The organism is Parendozoicomonas verongulae (assembly GCF_009711465.1).
GTDB lineage: Bacteria > Pseudomonadota > Gammaproteobacteria > Pseudomonadales > Endozoicomonadaceae > Sansalvadorimonas > Sansalvadorimonas verongulae.
Genome location: NZ_SMME01000847.1, coordinates 29,382 through 44,998, shown reverse-complemented (window position 1 = coordinate 44,998; position 15,617 = coordinate 29,382). Strand labels below are relative to the sequence as shown.

At 48.4% G+C, this 15,617-nt stretch carries 16 protein-coding genes; 2 read left to right on the top strand and 14 right to left on the bottom strand.

Annotation, left to right across the window (positions count from 1 at the left end):
* The first annotated feature begins 1,358 nt into the window (after positions 1 to 1,358).
* The gene (locus tag E1189_RS14400) at positions 1,359 to 1,898 is read left to right on the top strand and encodes a GNAT family N-acetyltransferase (protein WP_155161022.1); all 540 of its coding nucleotides are present in this window, start codon (positions 1,359 to 1,361) and stop codon (positions 1,896 to 1,898) included.
* Positions 1,899 to 2,074: 176 nt separating this feature from the next.
* Here E1189_RS14400 and sctV read toward each other — a convergent pair whose 3' ends face one another.
* The 3 genes from sctV to E1189_RS14385 all read right to left on the bottom strand — a co-directional run bounded on the left by sctV (position 2,075) and on the right by E1189_RS14385 (position 4,990).
* Positions 2,075 to 4,174, bottom strand: a complete 2,100-nt coding sequence (sctV, locus tag E1189_RS14395) for a type III secretion system export apparatus subunit SctV (RefSeq protein ID WP_155161021.1) — start codon at positions 4,172 to 4,174, stop codon at positions 2,075 to 2,077.
* A gap of 61 nt (positions 4,175 to 4,235) precedes the next feature.
* Positions 4,236 to 4,586 carry a tetratricopeptide repeat protein gene (locus tag E1189_RS14390; protein ID WP_155161020.1) on the bottom strand — a complete coding sequence of 117 codons (351 nt, stop codon included), beginning with the start codon at positions 4,584 to 4,586 and terminating at the stop codon, positions 4,236 to 4,238.
* 8 nt (positions 4,587 to 4,594) lie between these two features.
* Positions 4,595 to 4,990 (bottom strand): hypothetical protein, encoded by a 396-nt coding sequence (locus tag E1189_RS14385; RefSeq protein ID WP_155161019.1) that lies wholly within the window; start codon positions 4,988 to 4,990, stop codon positions 4,595 to 4,597.
* Between the two features lie 266 nt (positions 4,991 to 5,256).
* Between E1189_RS14385 and sctC the strand changes: the two genes are divergently transcribed.
* Positions 5,257 to 7,026 carry a type III secretion system outer membrane ring subunit SctC gene (gene sctC, locus E1189_RS14380; protein WP_230460406.1) on the top strand — a complete coding sequence of 590 codons (1,770 nt, stop codon included), beginning with the start codon at positions 5,257 to 5,259 and terminating at the stop codon, positions 7,024 to 7,026.
* A 31-nt stretch (positions 7,027 to 7,057) separates the two neighbouring features.
* Here sctC and E1189_RS14375 read toward each other — a convergent pair whose 3' ends face one another.
* From E1189_RS14375 to E1189_RS14325, 11 genes are all read right to left on the bottom strand, one after another.
* On the bottom strand, positions 7,058 to 7,837 hold the full coding sequence (locus tag E1189_RS14375; RefSeq protein ID WP_155161017.1) for an HrpE/YscL family type III secretion apparatus protein: 780 nt from the start codon (positions 7,835 to 7,837) through the stop codon (positions 7,058 to 7,060).
* Positions 7,834 to 8,490: a SctK family type III secretion system sorting platform protein gene (locus E1189_RS14370; RefSeq protein ID WP_155161016.1), complete on the bottom strand. Its 657-nt coding sequence runs from the start codon at positions 8,488 to 8,490 to the stop codon at positions 7,834 to 7,836. Before E1189_RS14370 ends, E1189_RS14375 begins: the two co-directional genes overlap by 4 nt.
* Positions 8,487 to 9,302, bottom strand: a complete 816-nt coding sequence (gene sctJ, locus E1189_RS14365) for a type III secretion system inner membrane ring lipoprotein SctJ (RefSeq protein WP_329602052.1) — start codon at positions 9,300 to 9,302, stop codon at positions 8,487 to 8,489. The genes E1189_RS14370 and sctJ overlap by 4 nt, the downstream gene beginning before the upstream one ends.
* A 25-nt stretch (positions 9,303 to 9,327) precedes the next feature.
* On the bottom strand, positions 9,328 to 9,756 hold the full coding sequence (gene sctI, locus E1189_RS14360) for a type III secretion system inner rod subunit SctI (RefSeq protein WP_155161015.1): 429 nt from the start codon (positions 9,754 to 9,756) through the stop codon (positions 9,328 to 9,330).
* A 133-nt stretch (positions 9,757 to 9,889) separates the two neighbouring features.
* Positions 9,890 to 10,267: a type III secretion system chaperone family protein gene (locus tag E1189_RS14355; protein WP_155161014.1), complete on the bottom strand. Its 378-nt coding sequence runs from the start codon at positions 10,265 to 10,267 to the stop codon at positions 9,890 to 9,892.
* A gap of 11 nt (positions 10,268 to 10,278) precedes the next feature.
* Positions 10,279 to 10,623, bottom strand: coding sequence for a TyeA family type III secretion system gatekeeper subunit (locus tag E1189_RS14350; RefSeq protein ID WP_155161013.1), 345 nt, complete (start codon positions 10,621 to 10,623; stop codon positions 10,279 to 10,281).
* A gap of 6 nt (positions 10,624 to 10,629) precedes the next feature.
* Positions 10,630 to 11,505 carry an HrpJ domain-containing protein gene (locus E1189_RS14345; RefSeq protein ID WP_155161012.1) on the bottom strand — a complete coding sequence of 292 codons (876 nt, stop codon included), beginning with the start codon at positions 11,503 to 11,505 and terminating at the stop codon, positions 10,630 to 10,632.
* A 16-nt stretch (positions 11,506 to 11,521) separates the two neighbouring features.
* Positions 11,522 to 12,616: a type III secretion system translocon subunit SctB gene (gene sctB / locus E1189_RS14340; protein WP_155161011.1), complete on the bottom strand. Its 1,095-nt coding sequence runs from the start codon at positions 12,614 to 12,616 to the stop codon at positions 11,522 to 11,524.
* Between the two features lie 28 nt (positions 12,617 to 12,644).
* Positions 12,645 to 14,456, bottom strand: coding sequence for a type III secretion system translocon subunit SseC family protein (gene sctE / locus E1189_RS14335; RefSeq protein WP_155161010.1), 1,812 nt, complete (start codon positions 14,454 to 14,456; stop codon positions 12,645 to 12,647).
* Positions 14,456 to 14,950 carry a SycD/LcrH family type III secretion system chaperone gene (locus E1189_RS14330; protein ID WP_329602051.1) on the bottom strand — a complete coding sequence of 165 codons (495 nt, stop codon included), beginning with the start codon at positions 14,948 to 14,950 and terminating at the stop codon, positions 14,456 to 14,458. Before E1189_RS14330 ends, sctE begins: the two co-directional genes overlap by 1 nt.
* Positions 14,951 to 14,984: 34 nt before the next feature.
* On the bottom strand, positions 14,985 to 15,605 hold the full coding sequence (locus E1189_RS14325; RefSeq protein WP_155161009.1) for a hypothetical protein: 621 nt from the start codon (positions 15,603 to 15,605) through the stop codon (positions 14,985 to 14,987).
* Positions 15,606 to 15,617: the final 12 nt, after the last annotated feature.

Genomic DNA, 15,617 nt, shown 5'->3' with positions numbered 1-15,617 from the left:
ACATCATCCAATGAACTTTCACTAGCGAAGGCATCTCCAAAACTAAAAAAACATAAAACCATTAAAAAAGATTTCGTTAAAAACTTTATCGCCATTACCATATAGACCTGATTTACTTTTGTGCACATTGAACAAATGAGCAAATGAACACCAACTCACTCTCCTTTGCGCCCTAATACAGCGAAGCAAGTAGAAAAAATGATATAAAGCCTAAAAATACTTACCACAGGCAGAGAAATACAGAGCATGCACAATCTTTTTTTCGGAAACCTGCAAGGAAAATGAGTTCGTGCGGAACAAAGCAAACATTTTTAACCGGGAAGTGAGGCTGCAAAAGGAAGGGGTATAGGGGGAAGTAGTCTATGTCTGGGCGTGATCAACCACAGGGAGCTGGCAGACAACCTTGAGGCGATTTGAGGTAAAGGCTACATCGTCAGCCAAGAGCATGGTAAGCGCATGGGGAACCCCATCTTCCCCTATCAATAGGGCATCAGGTACTTTCAAGTCCTTACCAGTGAGATTGATTGGCAGCAGGTGGGGTTTCCCGTGCGCTTACTAGAGGACTGGGGTGAAGAGTTTTCCAACTCTTGGAAATAGCGACACAGCTAGTAGCCAAAGGACTTAATGAATAAATCGTATTTGCGGGCATATCCAACCTGAGCCAGACAGCTTTTGCGCCAGGCTTTAATGTGCCGGGATCAGAAATCACATTTGCGGGACGTAGTGCCCCCAAAGCCAATGAAAGACTTGAGTATCCGGGAGTGATATCAATTGAGGTGGATGGGTTTATCTGACGCTTGCTTTTTCACGAACCCAAGCACAAATGGCTCGTTAAAAATCACCTCGCACAGAACCTATCCCCAAGATATCGAGTGCTTCGCTAACCGCAGAAAGAACTGAGGCTTTGGTTATGAATTCATAGAATATTTTCGAGCGCAAAGAAAACGCAATAAGTATTTGATAAATAAGAAAAAAATAACTCACCAACAAATTGCACGACTCTGCAGAACCTATGAGGGATCCATTTACCAAGTAAATTATGGTGAACTAATTCATACGATCGTATTAATCCCATATATTTCAATAGCTTGAGAGGATAGCCATTTACCGACTCTATTGCCTATCTCACAAAACCCAACACAATCTCAGCCAGAATAAGCCTCCTGACATATCTATCTGCCCCCATGCAGTACTCCTCTGAAAGTTACTCTGACCGTTAACGTTGAATAGACGTTGAAGGTTTAACCCACAAAAACACCCCAAAATGCTCTGGCAAGCTTTATTGGGGTATTTTCCTATATATCTTCACGTCCTCCCGCCGATACATACCCTGTAGATAATTGCAGGATTTCAAGGCTATGGAACAGCCACTGGGTGATGGTTTTATTATTCGTAACTTCCTTTACGGCGATGCCTCAGGGCTGTCCCGTAATGGTGATAACCCCAATATCGCCATAAACCAAAGGGAGTGCTTTCCCAGCCCTTATACCATTGAACTGGCTCGTAACTGGATTCAGTACGTGCGAGACAACGAAGCAGAAAACCGCTTTGTTATCGCAAATAGTAAAGAAGCTATTGGCGAAATCGGCATAGTGGTTCAACCGGACGTTCATCGTTACAGCGCAGAGATCGGCTTTTGGATCGGTGAAGCGTACTGGGGCAATGGCCTGATGACCAAGGCCGTGAATTGGATGGTGGATTACTGTTTTCAGGAGAAGGGCCTTAAGCGCATTTTTGCCGATGTGGTAGAGTACAACATCCCTTCACAGAAGGTTTTGCAAAAGTGCGGTTTTCAACTGGAAGGTGTATTCCGCAAGAATATCTTCAAAAATGATGAGTTTTACGATCAGTTTGTTTATGCCCGCCTGAACGAAGACGAACCTACCAAGCCAAACTAACCAAATAACTTTTCTTAAGTACCCGGATCATTGCTTTCGCATCATGATGGCGGGTAGATTTTTTCACTCTTCAAGGAGGAACGTCGGGAGCGTAGCCCGCTACGTGACCAGGGTTGTGACGCAGAAAGGGCGGAAAAAGACGCCGCCAGACTATGCGAAAGCAATGCTTTGGGTACTTATGTAAGAGAGATACGACCAAGGGGCTGCACGGTAATTTCTTCCGTCAGTTCCTGATGAGAAAGAACCGCCAGTTCATACACTTCCGCTTCCAGCAGCTTGCGCACATACCGGCGAATATCCATGGCTGTGATCATCACGGGCTTGTGATCCAGATGGCCGATTTTACCAACCGTTGTTTTTACCTTTTCCACAAACCGTGCCGTAACCGTTGGATCAAGGGCCAGGTAGGCACCCGCTGACGTTTGACGGATACCACTGCGAATGGTGTCTTCTAAGTCCTGATCAAGCAGGTATACCGGAAGAATGTTCTGTCCGTTGCTGTACTTGTAACTGATAAACCGCTTGAGGCTGCCACGCACGTACTCCGTAAGCTGAACCACTTCCTTTTCCTTGTGACCCCAGATCACCAGGGATTGAAGGATAGTTCTCAGGTTTCGGATGGAAATATCTTCCGATACGAGACGCTGGAAAATTTCCGCAATCTTATTCACAGGTATCAGACGCTGAACTTCTTTTATCAGCTCACCAAAGGAGTCCTCCATCTTCTCAAGAAGGAAGCGGGTCTCCTGAATTCCGATGAAATCTTCCGCATATTTCTTGAGCACAAAGGCCAGGTGGTTGGTGAGAATCTGGGAGTCACTCATAAAGCTCACACCGGCATTTTCCAGTGCGCCTTTATCGCTCTCTCTGACCCAGAGGGTGTCAAGGTTAGGGATAAACTGTTCGCCTGTTTCATAAGGGATTTTCAGCATATCCAAATGCTCGGACTGCTCCCGGGCAAATACATAGCCTTCCCGGAAATGACCGTGAGCTACCGGCACTTCATTGAGCATTACGCTGTAGTGATCATCTTCCAGCGAATCATTAAAGCGCAAGTGAATACCGGGGAATGGAACCCCTAAGTCCATATAGAGCGCCTTACGCACTTTCAGTAATTCTTCGTTCAACTCCGCTGTATCAAGCCGCTGCTGCAAAGATGTAGGCACATCAATAATCAATGGCAGTGTTTGAGTGAACTCTTCTTGCTGATCTAGCCGCTGGTTTTTATCAGGCTTTCCTGAAGCAGCGGCCTGCATAGCAGGAATACCACCGTCACTTCCTCCACCCACATCCTCATTGCCTGCTTTCTTGAGAATGTAAAAGCCACCTCCACCAATAATGCCAGCCAGACTGAGGAAAGTAAGAGTCGGGAAGCCTGGAACCATTGCAAAACCCAGTAAAAGGCCACCCCCCACTATAAGCGCTTTGGGCTTATTCAAGAGCTGTCCACCAATCTCACTACCCAGGTCTGTAGCTTCTTCATTGGACACTCGGGTTACGATAATACCGGAGGTAATAGAGATCAGCAGAGCCGGAATCTGGGAGATCAGGCCGTCGCCGATGGTCAGAATGGAGTAAAGCTGCAACGCTTCACCGGCAGGCAAACCTTTGTTGAAAACACCTATACTCACACCTGCAGCAATATTCACGAAGATGATGATCAGGCCAGCAATTGCGTCCCCCTTAACGAACTTCATGGCACCATCCATGGAACCATAAAGCTGGGATTCTTTCTCTACCAAGCCACGTCGCCTCTGCGCCTCTTCCATATCAATGGCACCGCCACGCATATCCGCGTCGATACTCATTTGCTTACCCGGCATACCATCCAGAGAGAAGCGGGCTGCTACTTCTGCCACCCGTTCCGAACCTTTTGTAATGACCAGAAACTGTACGATGGTAATAATCAAGAAGATTACGACCCCCACCGTCAAGTTGCCGCCCACAACAAAGTTTCCGAACGTATATACGATCTCACCGGCATCACCTTCCAGCAGAATCAAACGAGTCGTAGTTATCGAAAGCGCCAACCGGAAAAGTGTTGTTATCAACAATACTGATGGGAAAGAGGAAAACTCCAACGGCCCTTTGAGGTAAATAGCCGTCATAAGAAGGATTGTGGAGATACCCATATTGGTAGCAATTAACAAATCCACCAGCACCGTGGGCATTGGCAGAATAATCAGCACAATGATGAAAACCAACATCACTGCGAGCATAAGGTCATTACGCTTGCCGAGACCGGTAAGAACAGATTTGATGCTGATTGCGCTCATAGGTCAGTATGGAGCCTGCTGAGAAGATACTGACCTACTACTGCTGAGGCGTATCTCCGGGTTACTCTTTCGCCTGTTTAAGACGTGCTTTTTCTAAACGAACTTTTGCACGCCCTTGAATCCAGGAAATTTCCTGCGTGTCCGTACCAGGAGGCATGCACTGCAGGTATCTATCGGCCATAGAAAGGCACTCTTCAGGCTGATCCGCCATTAACAGTGAGTAACTGAGCATTCGATAAACTTCGGAGTCTTCTGGAGCTAAAACCCGCAAGCCCTGGAGGAGTTTGATAGCATCAGTAAACTGCCTTTGTTGCAATCGGGTAAAAGCCTGGGTAAGAACCCAGTCTTTGCCCGTAAGTGCAATGTCTGGAACGTCCTGCGGGGAGGGCGTAGATGGAATTTCTTTACTCATAGAATTTATCAGGCCGGAATCAGAATATTGCGAGCCATGGTGGCCAGAGCTTCAAGTTCACTGTCCTGCTTGAGGAGCCCCAGCATCTCATTCAATGCATTGCGGTCTTCTTCTGCCAGTTTCATATCATCCAGCCGGTCTCGCACAAGGTTAATAATGCCATTTCGCAACTCGCGGTTGTCCTGAGGCGTGTAGGACTGCAGACGATCCCCGCGAATAAACTCCATTAATTTATTTTTTGAATCATCAACAGAAAGCGCCTTACTGATATGTACGGCATCAGCAGCACTGGTATTCACTGTAGGGCGAATGGCCGACTTGGAGGGTAAGGCCTGATACTCATTACCAGTGGTATGACTAACACCCACAAGGCCACTGTTTATGTCGCCAATAGATCCGGCCATTAGAAAACTCTCTGCGAAAAGTCCTTTTCTTTATTGAAGCCTGAAAAGCAGTTTCATGCAGAATTCCAAATGGTTGTATAAACTTTGTGTATTGACAACAAATTCTCATAAAGGGCGGTTCTCGCCCGGATGCAGGCATGGACGCACGTATCTTGTTTCATATAAAAAAATCGCGCAAAAGCCCGCTATTTTCAGGGTTTAGAGAGAGGCTCCTCAAAAGAGCACTTGTTATTGGGTTCACTATGGGGGCTTGTTTCCCATCAGCTATGGCCAGTGATTCCGCTGTCACATACAGCCCGTGGTCTGGCAATAATAGTTATGAGCAAGAAGACACACGACAGAAACACGTCGTTCAACCGGGGGAAAGTCTCTCTGTTATTGCTGAGATGTATGGCATTCCGGCTCCACTGCTGGCCCATCACAACGGTATTCCTGATCCCGATGGTTTGATGGTTGGTCAAGTGCTCTACCTTCCTGAAAATAATTACCCTCGGGAACTCGCTCCACCAAGTGAGCCAGCTGCCGCCGACGAAGTGATGCACGACGCTCGTCCCTATGCCTACTTTGGCAACAGTGAACCTGTCTCGGATGTACTTCGCAACTTTGCTGCTAACTACAGTATTCCAGTGATTATCAGCCCCAATGTGGACGGTGTGGTAAATGGCCGTATCGGCCCTCTTTCGCCTGTCGAGTTTCTGGATAAAGTGGCCCAGCTTAATGGGCTGATCTGGTACTTTGATGGCAACACCCTTTACGTTTATAACGGTAATGAGATCCAGAAGCAGATTCTCAGCCTGCAATACATGGCAGCGGATAAATTCAAGAAAACCTTGATGGAAATCGGTATATGGGATAGTCGTTTTTACTGGAAGGCCCGTCCGGAAGAGGGAATTATTTACATCTCCGGTCCACCCCGTTATATGGAGCTGGTGACGGAAACCGCCCAGCTTCTGGATGCCAAATCCGGAGAGCGTCAGCGCAGCCGCCAGACCGTAAAGGTATTCCCGTTGCGCTATGCCTGGGCGGATGATCGCACCTTTACCTTTCGTAGTCAGACTGCAACAGTTCCCGGCGTTGCCACGATTTTGAGACAGATTGTCAGCGGCGGTGGATTAAGCTCCGCGCCGGCTCAGACACCCGGACGCTCGGTTCCCGGCCTTACACCTGCCACGCCTGTAGGAAAAGAAGCTCCCGGACCTCAGGCTCCCGCTCAAACTACTACGCCAGAGAGTGTGCATATCAATGCTGACCGCCGCTTGAACTCGGTGATCATTCATGATCTTGAGTCCAAGATGCCTATGTACGAGAGTTTGATCAATACTCTCGACAAGCCGCTGGCACAAGTGGAGATAAATGTGTCCATCATTGATGTGAACACAAACAATCTGGACCAGCTGGGGATTAACTGGCGGCTAGGTAAAGAGGATGGAGACTTTATCCGCTTTAACCCATTCAAGAGCGATAATGATTCCGTACCCAGTAACACCTTTAGCACTATTATCAATCTCACCAGTGGGCGCTTGTTAACGAAGGTCAACATCCTGTCCGATCAGGGCAACGCCAAAGTACTTGCCCGCCCTTCTGTGCTCACCCTGGACAACATGGAAGCCGTACTGGATAACAGCCAGACCTTCTATGTGCGTGTTGCTGGACAGGAGTCAGCCGAGCTATTCCCTGTAACCTACGGCTCGGTACTAAAAGTGACACCGCGGATTGTAGATGAAGTGACCGGACGCAAGCTTCACCTGAGTGTAAACATTCAGGACGGCGGCCAGGCCAGCTCTCAGGAGGCTACAGGGGCTGATAATATTCCTGTGGTGAAAAACAGTTCCATCAGCACCCAGGCGGTAATTGATGAGAACGAGAGTCTGTTGGTTGGTGGGTATTACTACGAAGAGACAAGAAACGATCAGTCTAAGATTCCCGTATTGGGAGATATGCCTCTGGTAGGTGCAGCTTTCAGAAACAAGACGGAATCCAAAAAGAAGAACGTACGGCTTTTTCTGATTACACCCCGCATCGTGAACCTGATGTAAGGCTTAAGTACCGAAAGCAATGATTCGGTAGTTATGTGAAATAAGTGGTGTCATGGTCGCTATCAGGGCACTGCTCTGAAGCTTCAGAGGTACTTTCAGGCTTCACCTCACTCTGCACACTGCCCTCAACCACCGCTTTCTCATCAACAGCATTAGCCCACTCTCGCTCTCCGTTCATTGCATCATCCATGCTATGAGCGGTGAGTTCTGAAAAACGCTTTCTCAGTGCTTCCAGCTGAATATCAATGCTGGCATCAATCACGCCAATCTTACTTTCCAGAATACAGCTACCTGCTTTAAGACGCGGGTCTGACACAGGGACAAGAATACCAATACCTTTGTAACCAGACAGAATTTCGGCAATCTTCTCTTTCACATAACTAAAGTGCGCAGGAGGAACACGTACCGAAACTTGCCGCTCATTGCGCACATGCTGTAAACCACTTTTAATAAGACCCACTGTGAGCGCCCGATTATCATAGTCATCAATAATCTTCTTAACAGCTGTCATCAAAATATCAGCCAGCGATGCTTCCACATCGGATAGGTAGTTGATGGAGCGGTCCACCATCTTAAGCATCTGCTCAGACTGTTCCATACGGCTCTGCAGCAAACCGTCCTGATAGCCGCGCTGTTTTTCCTGTTGATAAGCCTGCCGGGCCTCCGCCTCAATTTGGGCAGCACGCTCGCGGGCCTTGTCTATCAAAGTGGTAGACCTTTCCACCACAGAATAATCCGCCGCCCTGATCACCTTCTGACCGGGCTGCAGGCTAAAGTCCCGCTTGGTGATTGTGATGATATTCAGGCTCATTTGATAAACTCTTTCATCAGTTTACGCAGCATTCCTCCCCCCAGGCGCACAACATCCTGGGAGTAGCTGGCTGCACCGCCCGCATAGAAATAATCTTTGCTGGGCATGGGAAATTTGAAGAGCAAACGTTTCTGGAAAGCATCACTCTCCTGGGCAAACACAGCACCTAAAAGCCGAACCCCTGAGCGGAAGATGTGCTTCTTCAATTCTTCAGGAGCATTCCAGTCGATGATAAAATCTGTTTCAAAGCTTTCCGGCAGGCTTCCTGCTATGAAGGGGCCTTTTTTGATAGCGTACTGATAGCTGTCATCACCAATGCATGCCTGAACAGCTGCCCGCTCCTGCCGTTTAACAACACGTTTTAAAAGCGGACCATTCAAGGCTAAACCAGCATGAAAGACGATAGGGGTGAGATGTTTACGGCTTGCCAAAGCCAGATGCTTTTCAGGGCGATCGAAATTCAGATCGGTTTTTCCATGAAGGGCGTAAGCTTCAAGAATATGTTTAGAAGCCCAGTGAGCAGCAGAGGGTTCAGCAATCAACGCATTGATAATCTGTGCATTGGGCAGATTTGCTAACCAGGAATCATCAATATAACCGGCCGGAGAGAAGTTGAACTCAACAACCGGTGCAAGCTGATCGACATTCATCATCTGGCCTCAACTTCGTCCACCTCAATCATTCCGGTGTTATCCATCCCCATAGCCTCTGCAGCTCTCTTACGGCCGCTCCACCACAACCAGAACAAAACCCCGCAGCCAAGCACAGCCATAATAAACAAGGCAAACATAGCTCCCAGAATAAGCAACAGGCGAGAGGATGTTTCTGGTGTCACATCAATCGACAACACAGTTTCCAGTTCTTGAGGGAGAAGCACCCTGTCAGGTGTCACCTGTGCCGATGGAAACAGCGAAACTGTGATTTTATCGAGGGACAACCCTTCAATACTGTTAGCTACCAGAGTTTTCACTTTGGGTACAAAACCGGCCAGCTCCAGCTCAGGGGTGTACTTAATAAAGACGGAGGCAGAGGATGGGAAGCTCGATTCGCCAGAACCTGATTCCTGAGGTAACACAACATGCACTCTGGCCGTAAGCACACCATCAATCATAGAAATTGTGGCCGACAGCTCCTGCGACATAGAGTAGGTATAACGAGCCTTTTCCTCGGTAGGCGAGGAAATCAGGCTGTCCTTCGGGAATATTTCGCTGACAGATGAGAACTTGTCTTTTGGGTGACCATGGGTACGAAGAAGGCGAATAGCCCGGGAGACATCATCAGTAGAAACGGTGAGGGTCACATTACCATCTTTATCCATCACTTTTTCTGCCGGAATCGAGTTATCCAGCAGAATGGCAAGCATATCGTTGCCTTCTTTTTCGGTAAGCCCTGTATAGAGCTGAACCTTACAGCCCGACAGCAGTAACACAAACAGGCTGAGTATCACGATTCTGATTTTCTGCACAACGCGTTCCTTGCGTTTGAGGCTGTTACTGCTGTTTGGCCAGTGTTTCTATGGTCTGGGTTGCCTTACCAACCACCTTACCGATGAGGTCTTCCGTCATCATGAGGTTGGTCATGGCTTTCTGGGTTTTGAACATATCCCGCATAGACAGCGTCTCATCAGAACTCAGCATGTTGTCGATCTTCTGATGCCGACTGTCGATATTCTCTTTCATACCCTGAAATGCATTGAGTATGCGATCTCCAAGGTTATCCGGTGCCTGTTTGAGCTCAACCGGGCTGCCTTCGATGCTGGTTTCGTTCTCACTTTTTAAGCCGGCTTCCATCTGCGCGTTAAAATCTTCCGCGTCCCGGTCGTCGGGTTTGTCGAGGAGTTTCTCTAACTGCTGTTGATCCTGTTTTTTGAGCGCTTTTTCTGTAACAGAACCAACATTGTTTATTCCAGGGCTGGGCATGATGCCACTCCTTAATATGCCATCTACGACAGCTGAATAGGCTTACTCAAAAGTCTAGTCAATGCCTCTGCCTAAAAAGGAAGCTCGGCATTGGAACATAATGAAATTAAAACTCCGCTTTCAGACGTGATAGTTATGAAGGGAGCAAAGAGTCCTGCAATTTCATCAAATGTTGCAGTACATTTTCAATTTCTGGGCCATTTAGTTTTTCTACAGTCATAAAGGTAATAAACACCAGCTGATTACCGTCTTTTAATGCACACTGAGTGTCAAACTTGCGACTTTGATTGTAGTGACATAATTCCAGCGCTTTGGGGCCTGCCTCGTCCAAACTATGATCAGGAATTTCACGTAAAAGGTGCATTAACACACCTTTTTCATGAAGTTCGATAAAGAATGTACCTCCCTGTCCGAAGGTGTACTGCATAATCCCGGTATCAGGAAAAGGCAATTCTCCTATTCCCAGGGTTCGGTTAAAATTCTTAACAGCCGATTCCACAAGATCACGCATAACGCGATACCTTAAATATCAAAATCCATATCAAAATCATCATCGTCTTCATCCTCAAAAGCCTCTTCTTCCTCCTCCTCCTCAATGACATCATCAAGGGCTTCCTGACAGGCTTCGAGAATATTTTCCCGGTGTTCCGGTTCTTTAAAATACTGATCCGGAATCTTGCGGTAGGTTTCCAGCACTTGGTTGAGTACAAAAATCTTTGTTCCAAGATTATCCACCGGCACACCAAGCTTTCCGGGAATACTTTCAATATCATTAGCTGAAATCCACCGCTGATTCAGTAGTCGCAAGACTTCCTCAATTAAAACCCCTTTCTGGATGGGTGAGTTATCCATCAAACTACTGTTCATAAGAGATCACCCTCGGGAAAGCACCCTGTCTATGGCATTTTCATTTTGCTGGCTGAACTCGATAATAGTCCTTAAGCCAAACACCACTTCCAAACGTTTGCGCACATGCACAAGGTGGGCAGCATCGGCTGAAGAGGTCATATTCGGGCTCTTCAATGCAGCCATCTCATTAGACAAACCCTCCATTAGCATCTGGATGGCACTATCAATTTCGTCATAGCTACGGCTTTGCTCTTTTGCATGTTGGTAGGCCTCAAGGGGAGTGGTCAGATCAGGGACCCGCATCCCTCCGTCACGCATAATGTCACGGTATTCTTGAGCTGTGCCGCCGGTTTTTTCCGCAATGTCTGCAGCGGTTTTGGAAGAGTTGATACCCACCTGGATATCCATCTTGTTCTCTTCATAAAACTCGGAGTTATACGCTCGCAAATCGGCAGCAAGTGGGGAGTCTTCTCCTTCAATCTCTTCCAGCATTGAAGCGAAGGCATCCAGAGCCAGATACTGATGGGTAGAGTCTCCAGAATATTCGTCCGCAAACTGTTTGATTTGCTCTTTGGTGAGGGAGCCGTTCTTCTTGGCCTCCTGCATTTGTTGCAGGAATTTATCCATCTTCTCCATTCCTGGCATATCAGGAACAGTTTCCTTGAGACGCTCAAGTTGCTTTTTGAGGTCTTTGTCTTCCTTACTGTCTTTGGTTTTGAACTTACGAAGGGAAGAGAGCGTGATTGAAGCTTCTTCAAAAAAGCTGGCACTGGCAGGGCCAGCACTCACAGCACCGAACTGACTGTGAGCACCTTCGGCAGATTTTGCTGGGGCTGCCTCACCTCCAACACCCAGTGCAGCTCCCGCCTGTTGTGCACCAGAAACACCACCTGCCTGCATAGCCCTCTCCGTTCAGTTAGATATTACGGGCGATATTCTGCTGGGTTTGCAGGAACTGGTTCCAGGTTTGCGCGAAAGTATCTCGAGCCTTTGTGGCAAGCTCCTGAGCCACCTGCATTTGATCCTGCTCCGTCTGTTTTACAAAACGAGCCTGCTCTTCTTCTGCGCGGAGCTCAGTTGAGCGGGCCTCGTGCAAACCAGCTTTGTACTGGAGTGTGGAAGCACCAGCTTCGCCCAAGCCTTCTACCATTTTACCCATCGCGCTCCACTGCTGAGCGATCATGTTGCCCATCTGGCTATTACCACCAGCTGCCTGATCTGCCTTCATCCCCTTCATGGAGCCCGCCATGTTGAGTGCACCGGATGCTACCTTTACTGCGCCACCAACCATGCCGGCAACCATTTTTGCAGCAGCTGCGCTTCGCTGCTCTTGAGCCTGGGCTTTGATTTTCTCTACCACAGCCTTGTTCGCCATATTTCGCCCTTGTCGGCTCATTTGCCTCTGCTCAACGCCCATTTCATGGAACAGTGCCATCAGAGCAAAAAAGTCAGTGTAGGCTTTCACTTCATTTTCAGTGAGATCAAGCGGTGCACCATCAACCGTTGCTGAAATTGTTCCATTAGAGCTTGTCTTGAATGTGGCATTCTTCCCCTCTAATTCCAGTTGAAACGACTTCCCCCCAGCATCGACTCTGAAATCTTTCCCATCAAACTGGCCTGAAAAACCATCTTCAGTTGCTCCAACGGTTACTTCATTTGCTCCCTGCCACGACGGCTGTGAGTTAGCAGGCTTTCCAGCATTATGGAGTTGGTAGGCCAAAGCCGTATGATTTTGACTTCCGTCCACCAGCTTATCCATGTGTCCCATAGCAGCCTGATAACTGGCCACTGTCGGATCAGCAGCAGGAGAATTCAAAGCTGGCTTGGGAATACCCTGGGAGTGCTTACCATGAATAGTCTGGCCACCCTGTTGACGACCAACATTTAAATTGTCTCCAGCCAGATGCCCTGCTCTGGCACCTTTCGATGCCTCTTTGGCTTGATGGGCGTCTTTGTCCAGCCTGGGTTGTTGATCTAAAGGAACCGGATTCTGCCCCTGATTAATTTTCATGTGTTTCTACTCCCTGAAAAGAATTCCTTTAGATGTTCCGAGTCACGGAAAACTGACTTTGCTGAGCCTGAGACAACATATCCGATGCCGTTTGTTGACCAGATGAAATTTCTTCAATGGTTCTTTGAATGGCTTCCATCCAGTCTTCCATCATCATCTGGAGTCTTGTCAACTCAGCCAAATCCTCAGTGGCATCAGCCTGATACTGCCCAGCATCACCACTCACCTTGGCAGCGTACATAGTGGAGCTACCATCGGCCACCATCGCACCACCTTCTGTGAATCGGGCAATATGAGCCGCACGTTGGAAGTACATAGTTTTCTTGGCAACGTCGGCAGACTGTTTCGCCGTCTCTTTGGCCACAGTGTCAGCTGCGGCTTTGGTTGTTTCTTTAGCCGTTTCCTTTACAGCATCGGTTGAAGCCTTTGCTGCTTCCTTAGAGGCTTCTTTAGCACTCTTCACGGCGACTTTAACTGTCTGCTCAACCACTTCATCCGCAGCTTCCTGTGCTGCTTTTGTTGCAGCCTTAGCGGCGTTCTGTACTGCCGTAGAAGATTGTTGAACAGCCTGCTGAGCTGTCTGACTTACGGCATTCGCACTTTGCTGAGCACCTTGAGCTACCGCATTCGCACTCTGTTGGGCAGCCTGAGTACCGGCATTTGTGGCCTGTTGAACCGTGGTTGTTGCAACATCCGTTGTCGCCTTACTGGCACCACCGGCAAGACCAGCACCAAGAGACAGCGCCGCGGCCAGAACGGCCCATGCTAACCCCATCACCAGTTGTACCTTATCGTCTTTTATCAAACCACCAAGGTTGGTCATCCAGTCACCGGTGTTCTGGGAGATGGTCATGGCCACCATTATGGTAGCCGCCATAATCAGCATCACACCTGCTTTCGCGCCTACACCGGTTGCAATGGTTACAGCTGCCACAACTACAGCCAGTGCTGTGGCTATGGCACCAAAGACCTTCCCAAGTATCCCTGCCGTTTTAGCCTCTTTCATTTTGCTTAAGGCTGAGCTGAGTTTACTGATTCTATTTTCGTGAACCTGGCTGCGCTTCAAGCGGCTGGTACGGATAGCCTGTTCATCAAATTTGATACGCGTGTCCTGTAGCTTGGTCTGAATTTCCATCAGCATGCGAGCCATGTCTTCTACGTTGCCGGTCAACATGGCTTTGGTGAGTTTTTCAGTTGCAGCTTTCAATTCCGTCATAACTTCCGGAGGTGCACTTTCTATGGCCAGAACCTTATCGAAAACATGCAGGGTTTCGTCCTGCAGCTTCTCAAGAGTTTTGCCATCAGTACCTTGGACGAGGCTGGATGCTGCATTCATAAAGTCAGGCGTATTCTGCTGTGCCCCAGAATTACGGCCACCACTATCACCGCCTTGTTGCTGGCCGGTTTTCTTTTTTCGGGACGCACCATAAACCGTTGAACTGCCTTGGGTTTCACCATTTTCCAGTTCTTCGCTTTCGGCATTCAGCTGGTTGAGCAGCTCGTCGAACGTAAACAGCATCTCTGTAGTGTCCAGACTCTGGGCGATTTGCGCCTGCATTTCTGGAGTAACCACCTTTACAGGGTCAACGGTGGGGGCAGGAAGCCGGACCGCACGCTCATGTCTTCCACCCGCCTGAGCACGGGTTGCTCCCTCTTTGTGGGAGACTGTGTTGCTATTGGAAAAGCCGCGCCCTACATGATCTGCAGCCTTGGCGCTTCCGGACTTCCCAGCCTTTCCTGTTTGTGCGGCCTGCCCTGCGTCTGCGGATTTACCAATAAAACCCGAAGGCAGTTGAACCCCAGAGCCATGATTTGAGCCAACTCCACCACTGGTACTCATTAGTCATCCTCTTCCAGAACAGCCTGGGCACTGACAGCCATATTTGTAGCTCGCACCTGTTCTTCTTTGTATTCTGTCTGATCTCCGGCCCATTGAGCTGCAGTTTCATAAGCCAATTTAGCGGCAGAAGGTTTGCCCATAGCCATATGGCAATCGCCGATGTAGAGCATGGCTCGAGGGTCATCGGTATCCAGAGCGCTGGCAAAACTGAACAGCTCAACGGCTGTTTCAAAGTCCTGCTGCATCATCTGACAAGCCCCCAGACCGAGGAAGTACTTCTTGTTGTAGTGATCGTAAAAACAGAGGAACTGAAAGACCTTTCTGGCCTCATCGTAACGTCCCCCTTGGTATAGGTTGAACGCAACGCTGTATATTGCCTCCATGGATTCATCACTGAGATTTTTCAGCTCCTTAAAGGTGCCGCCCCGGCTGAAATAATCAGCCAGCAGGTCATCAACTTTTTCCTGAGACCAATCCATATCTTGTGTATCCACTGTCAGCCCTCCCTAGCTCTTACAGCGTCGTGTTTTAAATATTCTTGATAACGTTGTCGCCACTTCTGTAGTACTTAGAAACAAACTGGCTCATCATTTCGAACGTCTGGTTAAACTTGCCGGATGTTGATTGCAGCTTGGTCATATCCAGCTGCGAGGAGCTGGTCAGACTTTCCGTCCAACCCTTCATATTTTCTATGGCCAGATCCCACTGACCGGCATTCAGCTGGTGCGTCTGGCTGGGATCTATTTTTTCGCCGCCACTTCCCCAAGAAATATTATTTTCAGCAAAGAAGTCCTTCACGTCCTGAGGCATTGGTGTTTTTCTGGATTCCTTGGAGTCCTTTTTTGCAGCACGAGCCTTCGCCATGATGGAGTTCGCTTGTTTTAATTTATCGTTTTTATTGCGTACTTCCTGAACCTGTTCTCGCAGCGTTTCTTCTAAAATTTCTGCACGCTCACTCATAACAGCCAGCATCAAAGCATCCAGACTGGCATTATCAAGAAAGTTCTGATTTGTGGGTGCACCTGCCGCCGAATTAATTAACTTGACGGTTTTGTTCATCATTTGCTGTCCCGTCAACTGTCCACCGCCCTTTAGAGTGGTGTCCGGCTGTAACTGCTGAGCTGATTTTGGTCCCTGTACGGCTGCCACGATTTATGCTCC